The following is a 12,519-nucleotide window of genomic DNA, read 5'->3' as shown; positions in this document are numbered from 1 at the left end:
CTCTTGACTCCTGACTCCTGACTCCTGACTCCTGACTCCTGACTCCTAAAAAACAATGCTCTTACATTTAAGCACTTGGCCGGAAGTTGAAACTTATCTGCAACAATCTCAAGGAATTATTTTACCCATTGGTTCAACGGAACAACATGGACCGACGGGATTAATTGGGACTGATGCAATTTGTGCAGAATCTATATCAAAAGGTGTCGGGGAAGCAACTCAAGCAATGGTAGCACCAACTATTAATGTGGGTATGGCATTACATCATACTGCTTTTCCCGGAACAATTAGTTTGCGTCCTAGCACTTTAATTTTAGTAGTTAAAGATTATTTAACTTGTTTAGTAAAAGCTGGTTTTACCAAGTTCTATTTTATTAATGGACATGGAGGAAATATTGCGACTCTCAAAGCTGCTTTTTCCGAAACTTACGCTCATTTAGAAGATTTGCAAATTCCCAATTCCGCAAAGGTGCAATGTCAAGTTGCTAATTGGTTTATGGGTGGTTCTGTGTACAAACTTGCCAAAGAATTATATGGTAATCAAGAAGGTTCTCATGCTACCCCTAGCGAAGTAGCTGTTACCCAATACGTTTATCCAGACGCAATTAAAAAAGCATATCTTGATTCAGAAGTTGCTAGTGGACATAAAATTTATAGCTCCGTTGATTTTCGGTTACGTTATCCAGATGGCTGTATGGGTTCAAATCCAGATTTAGCAACGCCAGAACATGGTAAGCAGTTTTATGATTTGTCTGTAGAGGAATTAAGTAAGGGGTATTTGGAGTTTATGAAGGAGGAATAGAGGTTTTTTCTCACGCTCCAGATGCAGAAACGGAGAGTAGAGCTATTAGATTCTTATGTTATCCACCACCAACTATAGTGACTACTTCTAAGCGATCGCCATTTTTGATTTGAGTTTCAGTCCAAAATTGACGATGTAAGATTTCACCGTTATATTCTACTGCGATTAAGCGCAGATTAAAACCCAACTGTTGGAGTAATTCGGGTAAAGCAGTTGGGGATACACAATTGCGAGTTTCTCCATTGACTTGGAGATGAATTTGATTAGACATAAAGCGGGAAAAATTTTGAATTTAGGACTTAGGAAAATAATAATGTAGTCAGAATCAGGATGTCTGGTTACTGAGCGAAGTCGAAGTACAGGATTAAAGGATTAACAGGATGAAATAGGGATTTTATCACCAATTATCAATTATACATTGTTGAAATCTATTTCTATGACAGAAATTAATTAATTAATATTTGTCCTGTTTTACTATTACCCCAATTCCTCTAACCAAGTTTGAACCACTCCTAATAAATTATCCTGTTGAGGCGGAAAACCACTCAAGGGAGATGCTATTGGTGTATCGGTAATCAAGGCGATTTTTAACCAGTCTTTCTGTAATTGCTGACAGAAATTAATTAATTCTGGGTGTGGATTAATGTCACAGAAAATGAGGGCGATTTTATCTGTTTTTAGATGTTCTCTCAGGGGTTGGAGTTCGTTTTCTAAGTCGAATATATATTCTATGTTTTCGGCTTTTTGTTTGGGAAAGATTTCGCCATAAATTTTGATTAATATACCTTTGGCTATGGCTTTTTCTGCGGTTTGCCCTTCCAGGTTGGCGGCGTTGAGAGGGATGGGATAGGTGGTGGAGGTGGGTTGCAGTTGCTTTAATTGGGTATAAATATCGGTGTATTGTTGTTCGAGTTGGTTAAGGGTGGTGGTGTCGGTGGCGTGCCATGCTTGGTAGAATTGGGGATAGTTCACCGTGCCAAGCGCGGTAAAATTCAGGATAGGTCATATTTTGGGCGCAATGCCAGAGAATTTCATATACTTCTATATCTTCCATGTAGATTTTTAAACCTTGTACTACCACTTTAAGTAAATCTTTTTTAAATATTTTCTTAATAAAATAGATAGCATTCAGTCCAAGAACATAATCTTCTGTAGTTTGCAAAATTTTCACCAAAGCTACAGTAGCATCAATGTTTTTAGATGCTGCTATTCCTAAAATCGTGAGAAATTTATTTTTAATTTTGATATCCTTACTACGATGAAGCATTTCAAATAGTTTAGGAATAACAGTAGAGTCGCTAGAAGCAATTTCTGCTAACCTATCTATGGACACGGAATTAATATCTTTAATAAATCCATAAGCTATGTCATCATAATTGATATTTAACCTATCTAAGACATCCACTATATCATTGAGATGTCCTAATTTATGAATACTCGGTTTCAAAATAAGTTTTTTACCTATTAGTCCAATCAGAGTATCAATGTCATTTATTTTTAAAATAGATTGTTTGATACTATCTATGTCCATCTCTGCTAATAAAGTTATAAAATTCTCAATATCATTTCGATTTCCAGTAGGCAGTTGAAATAAACTATTAAAATCTAGTTTTGAGGCAATTTGAGAATTTTGATCATGTTGTTTCTGATTTGACGAAAGCCTAGCCAAAGTAGATATAGCAAGTGGATTACTAGGAGCTAATTTTTCTAATTTACGTTTGATTATTATGCTTTGCAAATTAATCTGTTTAGTTCGGTTGTATGCTTCCTGACATTTATCTAGATAATCAACTATAATTTCAACAGCAACTTCATTGTTATGTGATTTTTCAAGTAACATTAATGCAACTTCCAAACGGTTAACCGGAACTTGATTAGATAATAGCTGCTTAGTTAAACAGTGAATTAGTCTATTAGAATTTGCCTGTATAAGTGAGCTTTTAAATTCCTTCTCAATAAAAGCACTTCTTCTATGGTTATTTTTTTGATTGTTAACATTAATAAATGTCCATTGCATAACCTGTTCTATAATTTCATCTGTAAAATTACTATGACTAAATTCGCTAGTACCAGCAACTGCTAAAAAATAGGATTGATACATATAAAAATCTTTACAACCATCCTGAAAATTCACCAATTTTTTCATTAACTCTTCTTTCAAATCAGGTGATACTTTGTCTTTTACTAGCCCAAACCACACTAAAAATATCTCATTCCATTCATTCTCAAAAATGCGATATTTCTTACCCTCAACAGGTTTATCAACATGATTTTTAGGTAAAAAATAATCCCAATCATCTATCATACAAGCTGCAAAATATTCTGCAAAAGACAGGTGAAAGAAAGCATAAACCCTTTCATCAGTTTTTTGCTCACGATAAACCCAATTTAACCAACCTAACTTTTCTGCTAACTCAAACTCCTCTAAACTCATGACATCTTTAATCACAGACTCCTTGAGACTGATTTGTTTATCAATCATCCTCAACGCCAAATTTCCCAAAGCCTGATTTAACTGTTGTCTTTGCGCTGCTGTGGTGACAAATTCCCCTTTTTTCCATTCATAAGTTGCATCCACAAAACGCTGATATAAATTCGCTTTGGTTTCCGGTAATTCCCCTGGCAAAAAACACCAAATCTGACACAACATTGCCAACCGCAAAGGGTTTTTGACTAAATCAAAAATGCGGCTGTGTTGGGGTGCGGTTAACTTTTGCTGTAACTGTTCCCCTAACTCCGGTTTTTTCTCCTTTTCATACCACTTCTGAATAAACTCTTTCACCTGGTCATCATTAAAAGCCAGAGTGCGATAGTATTCAAAATTAGCTATGAGGTTAGGTTGCCAAACATTGAGACGACAGGTGAGAATTACCCTAGTCCGAGTTAACCATGCTTCTAATTCGTTATTGAGTTGGAATAAAGGTGATTTTTCGGTGGTTTTCATCTCATCCACCCCATCCAACAGCAACCAAACTCGCTCATCCTTAAACTGTTGCTGGAAATCTGCCACTAAAGCCGATGTACATTTTTTTGGGAAAGCCTCTTCTAGCCAAATATTCACTAAATAGTCTTTTAGGCTTCTATTGTTTAACCGACTGAGACTAATACAAATAGGGCTAGGATGATCAGAATTATCAGCTAAATATTCGGCAATTTTGCTTAACCAAGTGGTTTTTCCTGCCCCTGGTTCTCCAATAATGGCTAAATTTTTGGTTTGCTGGCCTATGACTTCCTTAATAAATTCCTCATATTCGTATTGTTTGGTAATTTCTTCTGATTTTAATTCATATTGCCGCATTCCCTCATCCGCATCGGGAAAGGGTATTTCTTCTTTACCTCGTGCGGGTTTGGGTTGAATTAAGCCTAATTGGACAAAGATTTCTATTTCGTGTTTTGATTCGGTGATTGGTCGTCTGAATTGTTGTTGTTTTTCTTGCTGTTTTTGTAACATTTTCTGGCATACTTCGCGCCAGTTGATTTGTAGTGTTTCGGGTTGAGGTTCAGGTTGATTATTTTGGGGTTGTTGTTGTGCAAGCCATTCAGGATATTTCTCTTCCCAAAGCCATTTATAAGCCTGTTTCCAAGGTTCGTTTCCTTTTTTTGGTCTACCTGGTTTTGATTCTATAACGCATCCGTTTTCTTTAAGAATAGGGTAAACATTATTTTTTAGTTCATCTTTAATCTTTTGATCTGGAACATCAATTTGATTTTTAAAAGTAATTTTATTAGCAAGTTGCTCATCATCATCAATAGCAGAGTTATTCGGATCAAACCTAACTATAAATATTTGATGTGTATCTCCAGTAAATTGAAATTCTCTGGATTTATCTTGCAGAAATTTTTGTTGTAATGTTGTTTCTTCTGAGTATGTCATAAATTGTACCTTGCTGATTAGTTATATATAGGCAATTTCAATATTCTCAATTAGCCTCATAACCCGCCTGGGAATTAATTCCCAGTCTAATAGCCCAAGTCCGTTAAAACGGACTATAAATTTTTATTTAGTCGTCTTTAGACGACTTTTGTTATTAGACTCAGAATTTATTCTGAGGCGGTTTCTAACCGCAGAGGAATAAAAGTTTGAGAGTTTTTTGAGTAGGTCTTATGATATTTCCAAAATAACATCATCAAACATGATAATCAAGATTTCTATTAAATTCTAGTAAATTCTATTTGCTGGATCTTTTTTCTCTATTTTTTATTTGATTTTATATAAATAGTCAAGCAAAAAAACAATAGCGGGAAGTTCTAATGGATATCTCTACTCTTCTTTTAACAGCTTTAATCACTTGGGCAATTGAAAAATCTTCTGATGCGATTCTATTTTGGGTGAAGAAAAAGATCAAAGAAAAATCCGCCGATAACAACCAGAATAACCAGGAATAACAAGGGAATAAAAGCCATTGACTAAATCACAATATTGACAAACACAGCAGGGTGGGTACACTAACCCACCATCATTACTGTCAACATTCCTGATTTATTTAATTCTGTGCAGTTGCGAAAGAAAATACTGAGTTGCTAGGGTAGGTTGATCTGATTCGATGAGCGATCGCACTACAGCTACCCAATCCCTTCTTAAAGTGTGGATTTTGTTTATGTAGCTGCGATTTCTAGTCACCAGAGTTGGTATGAATTTAGACTATAAATCTTGCTCTTTTAATAACTTATTTACCCAAATCAAATCAGTTTCTTGAATTGGGGGAACTGGTTCGGAATTATAATCTATTGCTAAATCTAAACCTGCACGATCAAATAAATCTTGAATCACATTTTGTAAATCTACTAAGGGTTCTATATCTTCTTTTTGTAGAGGTAAGAAAAAAGCAGGAATTGCTTCTGATAAATTAAAAGGATATAATTCTGCTCTAGGTCGTAATTGACTACGACTAACTAAAATTTGATAATCTGATTTAATATTATTATCTAATATGGGCATAGATTCACCAGCACGTAATAAATCTATTTCGACTAAATGTGTAGAACTTCCTAATATTTGCAAGCGTTTAGTTTGATATGCTTTTCTTCCTTCTCCTTGACGTTTATTTTTAGGTGAGAGTAATTCAATTACTGTGATCACTTCACCTGTAGCAACTTCTCTCACTTCTAAATAAGTTTCTCTAATTTCTTCTGGTATGGGGATATTTACTGTTACGGGTTTAACAGGTGGAGAAACTACAGCAATGTTAGATGATTTCTGAGTTGTAGGTTTTAAAGAACGGGCGATAGTCACATCAGGAATACCAATTAAAACAGAGTTGCGATCAGTATCATGATAAACTCTTTTTTCTACTGCTACTCTGTATTTTGGTCGCAACTGTGGTATCAATGACTCAGCTAGTAATGTCAGAATCCAATGATGTACTTCTGGCCAGAGTTCAGGATTTTCTAAGTAGGGGTTCATTCCTGGAAATGGTGAAGGCATAATAAATAAATTATCGGTTAAATATCTTTTAACCTACAGCATAGCAAAATTTTTTCCTGAAATTGATTTCATAGTTTAATCCGATTTTTCTTCTTTTCTATTTAATTCTGTGCAGTTGCGAAAGAAAATACTGAGTTGCTAGGGTAGGTTGATCTGATTCGATGAGCGATCGCACTACAGCTACCCGTTGCGCCCCTGCCTTTGTCACATCATTGAGATTACTCATATCTATTCCCCCAATTGCAAACCAGGGAATCTGACAATTTTGGGAAACATATTTCACATACTCTAAACCCGCTGCGGCTTTACCTACTTTAGTCGGTGTTTCATACACAGGCCCCACACCAATATAATCCGCACCTTCGGCAATTGCCCCTTGCATTTCTTGGGGATTTGTGGTAGAGCGTCCGATAATGCGCTGATGTCCCAGTAATTGACGCGCTACAGCAATGGGTATATCCTGTTGTCCCAAATGGACACCATCAGCATCTACAGCCAAAGCTAAATCTACCCGATCATTAATAATGAATAAAGCCCCATAATGGTGACATAATTCACGCAGTCTTGTCGCCCGTTCTAAGCGGACTAAATCATCAGCGGTCTTTTCCCGATACTGTAACAGAGTTAATCCACCTTGAAGAGCCGCTTCGGCAATTGCGAATAAATTATCTGCGGGAGATGTTACCAGATATAAATGCGATCGCCATAATAACTGATGACGCTGATAACCCATCAAATTACTTTCTAGGGTATAAACCTGATAACGCATTTGTTTACAAGCTGCTCCCATATTCCCATGATAAAGCTTGCCATATTCTTCTAATACGCGCAACGCTTCCTGAACCCGGCAAAAATTAGCCTGTAATAGCGATGTAATATCAGCCCGTTGTTCCTCTTGGGGATGACTCAAATCTGTTCCTGGATCACCCTGTGTATCTCGTGCTGCGCGAATTTCTGCCGTATGCCAAGTACCCAACTCCTGACGCAAGTGTTTACATATACCTGAAAACTGGGCATTATTTAAACCAAACCGACACCATTCTTCAATAATTCGCAACCCTTCACGAGCGCGATCTAAATTAGCATCTAAAATACGATAAACAGTTTGTTGTGTGTGACTATGGGCTGAAACCATTACAAAACCTCATTTTTAATGCTTTTATAGTAATAGCCAGCCTGATTCATATTTTAATATTTTAATTATTAAATACTTGCTAACTAATCGTGGTCAATTTGTCAAGATACAAGTAACATCGTAAACATACTATCATGAAATAGTATAAAAATTAATTGTATAACAGTTGATATCCAGTCTCAGATCCAAATAGACTTTCAATGTTGTTGCTATAAATTTTAGAGGAGTTTTATAAAAAATGATAGTCCCCCAAAAATCTGTGAACACCCGACAAAACTCCCTGAGTTGCTCAATTTTGAGTTTAACAGTTGGTTTAGGAGTGACGAGTACAATACTCTTCATAACAAGTGCAAGTAGTGTATTTGCTCAAGTTCCGACGGTCGGCGAACAAATACTTCAAGGTGAAAAAACAATCTCTCAGATTAACCAATCATTTGTCAACCCCAGTACAGGAAATGACAAAACAGGTAATGGTAGTATCAGCGCACCCTGGCGGACAATTAGCCAAGCCCTAGAAGCATCACCTTCTAATAGTGTAATTATCCTCTCTCCCGGTACATATAGCGTCCAAAGTGGAGAAGTATTTCCTTTAATGTTGAAACCCGGTATAGCCATTCAAGGCAATATTAACAATAAAGGCCAAACTGTGACAATTACTGGTGGTGGTGAATTTCTCAGTCGCCGGTTTGGTGGTCAAAATGTGGCTATTGTTGGTGCTAACCAAGCTAGTTTAAGTGGTGTCACCGTCACTAATACCAATCCTCGTGGTTATGGATTATGGATTGAATCCAGTAATATTATAGTTCGGGAAAATACCTTTACTAATAATACCCAAGATGGAATTGCTGTCGCTAGTGATGGGACACCCAGTATTAGTAAAAATGTTTTTGTTCGTAATGGTGCTAATGGCATAACTATTTCTGGGAATGCTCGCCCCGAAATCAGGGAAAATATCTTTCAAGAAACTGGTTTTGGGATTAATATTGCCCAAAATGCGTCTCCGGTGGTGGTAGCTAACCAAATTCAGAATAATAGATCGGGGATTATTGTCCAAGCAAATGCTACACCAATGTTAAGGAATAATCTGATTCAAGGTAACAGAGAAGATGGTCTGGTAGTAATTGCCCAAGCTAGACCAGATTTAGGTAGTAGTTATGACCCAGGAAAGAATATCTTTCGGAATAATGGTCGTCATGATATCAACGCCCAAACTGCGAAGTTGGTGATTTCTGCGGCGGGAAATAATTTGGTTAGTAGTCGGATCAGCGGTAAAGTGGATCTTCAAGGTACAACCGCATCTACAGCCAGAAATCCTGGTGCTAATTCTTTATCAACAGAAACTTCAGCCCGCAGGCCAATCACATTTTCTGCCCCCACAGTTCCCAATGCTCCTAATCAAAGAACGGTAACACCTTTAAAAATTAAACCCGTTTCTAATCCCAATCAATTGCCACGAGTACCAAATAATCTATCTAATCCATCCCAATTTAATTATACTCAACTTGATTCTGGTGCTATTGAATTTGTAGCTCCTCAAGCAGCCACAGGGGAAAATATGCAAAATTCAGCCCCAATATCAGACCCTCAAATTTATACAGCTACTGGGCAAAATGTCAGTTACCGGGTGCTAGTGTTGGTTGCAAATCAGCAGCAACAGAATTTAGTCAGTTCTCTGGTTACTGGTGCTTTTCCCAAGGTTTGGCAAGGCCGCAGGGTGATGCAGGTGGGAGTTTTCAATAGTCAAGAAAGTGCCTCGGAAATGGTTAACCTCTTCAATAGCAAAGGTTTCAAATCAGTTGTTCAGGCTGTGAAATAATTGGTCATTGGTCATTTGTCATTGGTAACAACCGACAACTGTACGGGCGAAGCATTTGGAGCACTATTTTTGGCAATGACCGATAATTTATCTTCCCAATGCTTCGCCCCTACTGACAACTGACTAAAATGCCAACTCCAATCTTTCACTGGTGAGGGCTTTGAGTTTGGAGGTGAAGGATTCGGTGCGATCGCTCTTTTGGGGCATAAACTGACCAATAGGAGGATGATTGGCTGTTGCTGTGAGCATTAACTGTTGGGCAGGTGGGGGGGAAATTTCTTCAATAATTTGCTGTTGTCTGATATTTGCTGTTAATTGATCAGAAGGAAATGCTGGGACTGGATTTTCCGGCTCAAAGTCCCGTTTCTCTGCTGTTGGCTGTAAATTATTATTTATTTGATACGTATAACTCACTGGAGCAGGTAATAGACGAAGATTTTTATATTCTTCCATCCTGATTTCCTGTTTAGTGGGTGGTAAAACTTGTAGAGACCCAGAAGTGAGACGTTCAGGGAATTTGCTACAAATCATGCGCTCAAATTCCATATTGAAATGGTAGGTTGTCTCACCCTTTCGTCGCCAAAAGTTCAAGATTTGCTGTACAGATACGGCTTTATAACGACCTTGATACAAAGCTTCAATAACTGCTAAATGTAACCAATGCAGGGGATATTCAGATTGCCATTGGTTAACTAGCTCACTAGCATTGTGTCCGTTGAGATCAAAGCTGTAGTGAGTTAATAACTTAGCTGCTAGTTCGGCAGGAGGTGCGAAAGTTTGAGTGACCGGGGCTGTTGTTAACATGGGCTGTGAGTTATAGGCAATAGGTATAAACATTTCACCCATCGCATCTAGCCTAACGTACTTTTAGCTACATGAGTAGTTTTTTCACCAGCAGCAAAAGTGATAGGCAGTGTTTTCCATTCTACTTGTCAATTGCTGATATGCAAAACAACATAAGGTGAATTAATAACTTTTGTGCGTTGACTGGTGACTAATGCCTGATACACCATGGCTGCAACTTCGGCACGGGTGGCTTCCCTCGTGGGTGCTAGTAAATTGGGATCTGGATAATTAACAATAATTTTTTGCTGGGTAGCGATGGTAACGGCTGTGCGGGCATATTCGGGAATTTTATCTTGGTCAATGTAGGTTAAGGTTTTTTGAGCAGTTGCCAAAAGTCCCAGTCCGTTGACCAAGGAGACTATGACTTGTAGCCGTTGGACGTTTTGGGTAGGACGGAAGGTGCGATCGCTAAATCCGCCCACAAAACCGCCTCTGGCTGCAATTTCAATGGCGTTAGCTGCCCAAAAATCCTTGGCTATGTCTGTAAATTCTGGGGACGGACGTTTGGCTGGGGGATTAAAAGCCGCAGCAATTAAAGCTGTATATTGAGCGCGGCTCATGGCTTGATCTGGTTGGTATGTGCCATCAGCAAAACCCTGGGTTAAGTTCATACTAACTAATGCCCGAATAAATGGTTCGGCCCAATGGCCAACAATATCGGAAAAAGAGGGAATCTCTGTCTCTGGTTTGACAATATAGGCGGAGGGAAGGGGATTTTCTTGTCCTGTGGCGACTAATGCCTGATAAATTAGGACTGCGACTTCAGCGCGAGTAATTTCCCGCAATGGTTCTAATTGATCTGGTTGAGGATAATTGACAACTAATAGTTTTTGCGTAGCTACGGTAGTGGCATTGGTAGCGTAACTGGGAATTTGAGCGCGATCGCTGTATACCATCAAGACGTTAGGATTACCACCACTCAAGTTTAAACCGTTGACAATGGAGACTAGGGCTTGAATTTTGGTTAAGTTATTTTCTGGTCGAAATGTGCCATCGGGAAAGCCTTTTAAAAAGCCTCTATCCGCAGCACTGGCTATGGCTTTAGCCGCCCAAAAGTCTGATTTGACATCTTTGAATTTATCTAGTTGATTACTTTCCGGTAGTTGAAATGTCTTCGTCATCAAAGCTGCATATTGAGCGCGGGTAATGGGTGTGGCTGGTTGAAAAGTGCCATCAGGAAAACCACTAATAATATCTTTACTGACTAGGGCTTCCACGAAGGCTGCCGCCCAATGTCCTTCTAAATCAGCAAATCTACTGCTGACTCCGATTTGACTGGGGGTGTCAGCGGTAGCAGCGATGAAATCTATCGCCCCAATCACCTGGGGAAGACTTAATTGATTACCAACGGAGATAATTTTTTGATCTGTAACATTTTGTAAATCAAATTTACCCTGTTCTCGAAAAATGTTGTCTGCTGGGTCTTGGGGACTGCCTAAGTCGGGAACGGCATTACCGACGATTAAAAGACCACCTTGGGTGTTACTAGTGATGAGATTCCGCCGTAATACTGGTTTAGCATCACGGGAAAGGGCGATCGCTGTGCCATTGGCAGAAAGTTGATTATTTGCTACTAAAGGCGCGGCAAAATCACTAATGGCTATGCCCAAAGCATTATTTTCAAATACATTCCGCAGCACTTCCCCTTTGCTGTTCTTAGCTATGACTAATCCACACACTTTATTGTTAATAAACAAATTATCTACAATCCCTGGTTTCGCATTCCCAGTTATGAAAATTCCTTCTCTGGTGCAGTTCTTAAATGTACTGTTGGCCACGGTAGGTATTGATGATTCAATCCACACGCCAGTACCTTTTGCGGCAGGATTAATCACCGTCACACCTAAAAGACTCGCATCACTTAGTAAAAGAAAAGTGATATTCTGTACCCCGAAACTAGGACTTTGATATTCACCACTGCCAGAAATGATCATTTCCTGGCCTTTATTTGCCTCATTTCCTACTACCAACACTCCCGGTGGAATGGTCAAGGGAAATACCTCACCATTGGCTGTGCTATAAGTTCCACTAGCTAACTGAATAATTGTTGATGCTTTTGCCTGTTTCAGGGCGCGGGTAATACTTTTTAGGGGACTAGGACGAGAACCCGTATTAGCATCATTTCCTGTAGCAGGATTAACATAGAGTGTGGCAACAAGACTAGAATTAACCATTGATTGTTAAACGAATAAGGTTTTAATGGTGACATCCATAATTAACCATACTTTTGACACACTCAATATTTCAAGTCGGTAATAAATAAAAATTCACACAAAAGTATCACAGCTTGAGGTGTTTGCCACTCTAAAGAAATTACCTGTCTCCACCACTATATGAACCTGACCAAACAATAAACCACAAATTACGACATCTTCCATCAATAAAGATTAAGTTAATACCAGGATAACTTTAGGTTAAATTGCGTATTTAGAGGATGTTTTAAAAGTTTTTCATGTGTAAACAGACCCCTCTCCAAACCTCTCCCCTACCAGGGG

General features: G+C 38.4%; 10 protein-coding genes. 3 read left to right on the top strand and 7 right to left on the bottom strand.

All coding sequences use genetic code 11. From position 1 onward, the window contains the following. Positions 1-55 precede the first annotated feature (55 nt). The gene (locus tag PN450_RS18935) at positions 56-802 is read left to right on the top strand and encodes a creatininase family protein (protein WP_271837204.1); all 747 of its coding nucleotides are present in this window, start codon (positions 56-58) and stop codon (positions 800-802) included. Between the two features lie 58 nt (positions 803-860). Here PN450_RS18935 and thiS read toward each other — a convergent pair whose 3' ends face one another. The 3 genes from thiS to PN450_RS18920 form a co-directional block, all read right to left on the bottom strand. Next, positions 861-1,073 (bottom strand): sulfur carrier protein ThiS, encoded by a 213-nt coding sequence (gene thiS, locus PN450_RS18930; protein WP_168636610.1) that lies wholly within the window; start codon positions 1,071-1,073, stop codon positions 861-863. A 206-nt stretch (positions 1,074-1,279) separates the two neighbouring features. Then, positions 1,280-1,774 (bottom strand): NACHT C-terminal alpha/beta 1 domain-containing protein, encoded by a 495-nt coding sequence (locus tag PN450_RS18925; RefSeq protein WP_271837203.1) that lies wholly within the window; start codon positions 1,772-1,774, stop codon positions 1,280-1,282. Continuing rightward, entirely contained in the window at positions 1,719-4,676 is a 2,958-nt protein-coding gene (locus PN450_RS18920; protein ID WP_271837202.1) for an NACHT domain-containing protein, read from the bottom strand. The genes PN450_RS18925 and PN450_RS18920 overlap by 56 nt, the downstream gene beginning before the upstream one ends. A 377-nt stretch (positions 4,677-5,053) precedes the next feature. On the opposite strand from PN450_RS18920, the gene PN450_RS18915 reads away from it, so the two are divergent. Next, on the top strand, positions 5,054-5,188 hold the full coding sequence (locus PN450_RS18915; RefSeq protein WP_256370324.1) for a hypothetical protein: 135 nt from the start codon (positions 5,054-5,056) through the stop codon (positions 5,186-5,188). Positions 5,189-5,444: 256 nt separating this feature from the next. On the opposite strand, the gene PN450_RS18910 is transcribed toward PN450_RS18915, so the two are convergent. Beyond that, positions 5,445-6,227: a DUF4058 family protein gene (locus PN450_RS18910; protein ID WP_271837201.1), complete on the bottom strand. Its 783-nt coding sequence runs from the start codon at positions 6,225-6,227 to the stop codon at positions 5,445-5,447. A 97-nt stretch (positions 6,228-6,324) separates the two neighbouring features. Then, a complete protein-coding gene (locus PN450_RS18905) occupies positions 6,325-7,362 on the bottom strand; it encodes a thiamine phosphate synthase (RefSeq protein WP_148765948.1) in 1,038 nt (345 codons plus the stop codon). A 238-nt stretch (positions 7,363-7,600) separates the two neighbouring features. Here PN450_RS18905 and PN450_RS18900 point away from each other — a divergent pair, with 238 nt between their 5' ends. Further along, positions 7,601-9,178, top strand: a complete 1,578-nt coding sequence (locus PN450_RS18900; protein WP_271837200.1) for a DUF1565 domain-containing protein — start codon at positions 7,601-7,603, stop codon at positions 9,176-9,178. 123 nt (positions 9,179-9,301) lie between these two features. Here PN450_RS18900 and PN450_RS18895 read toward each other — a convergent pair whose 3' ends face one another. Further along, a complete protein-coding gene (locus PN450_RS18895) occupies positions 9,302-10,015 on the bottom strand; it encodes a hypothetical protein (RefSeq protein WP_246862999.1) in 714 nt (237 codons plus the stop codon). A 95-nt stretch (positions 10,016-10,110) separates the two neighbouring features. Beyond that, on the bottom strand, positions 10,111-12,198 hold the full coding sequence (locus PN450_RS18890) for an S-layer homology domain-containing protein (protein ID WP_148765951.1): 2,088 nt from the start codon (positions 12,196-12,198) through the stop codon (positions 10,111-10,113). Between the last annotated feature and the right edge of the window lie 321 nt (positions 12,199-12,519).

The sequence above is a fragment of the Dolichospermum lemmermannii CS-548 genome, from assembly GCF_028330815.1.
Taxonomy (GTDB): Bacteria; Cyanobacteriota; Cyanobacteriia; order Cyanobacteriales; family Nostocaceae; genus Dolichospermum; species Dolichospermum lemmermannii.
This window is presented reverse-complemented; position numbering and strand designations above follow the sequence as displayed.

Bases quoted from the DNA above. Each gene is read 5' to 3' on its own strand.
- PN450_RS18935 (WP_271837204.1), top strand. From the start codon at position 56: ATGCTCTTACATTTAAGCACTTGGCCGGAAGTTGAAACTTATCTGCAA.
- thiS (WP_168636610.1), bottom strand. From the start codon at position 1,073: ATGTCTAATCAAATTCATCTCCAAGTCAATGGAGAAACTCGCAATTGT.
- PN450_RS18920 (WP_271837202.1), bottom strand. From the start codon at position 4,676: ATGACATACTCAGAAGAAACAACATTACAACAAAAATTTCTGCAAGAT.
- PN450_RS18915 (WP_256370324.1), top strand. From the start codon at position 5,054: ATGGATATCTCTACTCTTCTTTTAACAGCTTTAATCACTTGGGCAATT.
- PN450_RS18910 (WP_271837201.1), bottom strand. From the start codon at position 6,227: ATGCCTTCACCATTTCCAGGAATGAACCCCTACTTAGAAAATCCTGAA.
- PN450_RS18905 (WP_148765948.1), bottom strand. From the start codon at position 7,362: ATGGTTTCAGCCCATAGTCACACACAACAAACTGTTTATCGTATTTTA.
- PN450_RS18900 (WP_271837200.1), top strand. From the start codon at position 7,601: ATGATAGTCCCCCAAAAATCTGTGAACACCCGACAAAACTCCCTGAGT.
- PN450_RS18895 (WP_246862999.1), bottom strand. From the start codon at position 10,015: ATGTTTATACCTATTGCCTATAACTCACAGCCCATGTTAACAACAGCC.
- PN450_RS18890 (WP_148765951.1), bottom strand. From the start codon at position 12,198: ATGGTTAATTCTAGTCTTGTTGCCACACTCTATGTTAATCCTGCTACA.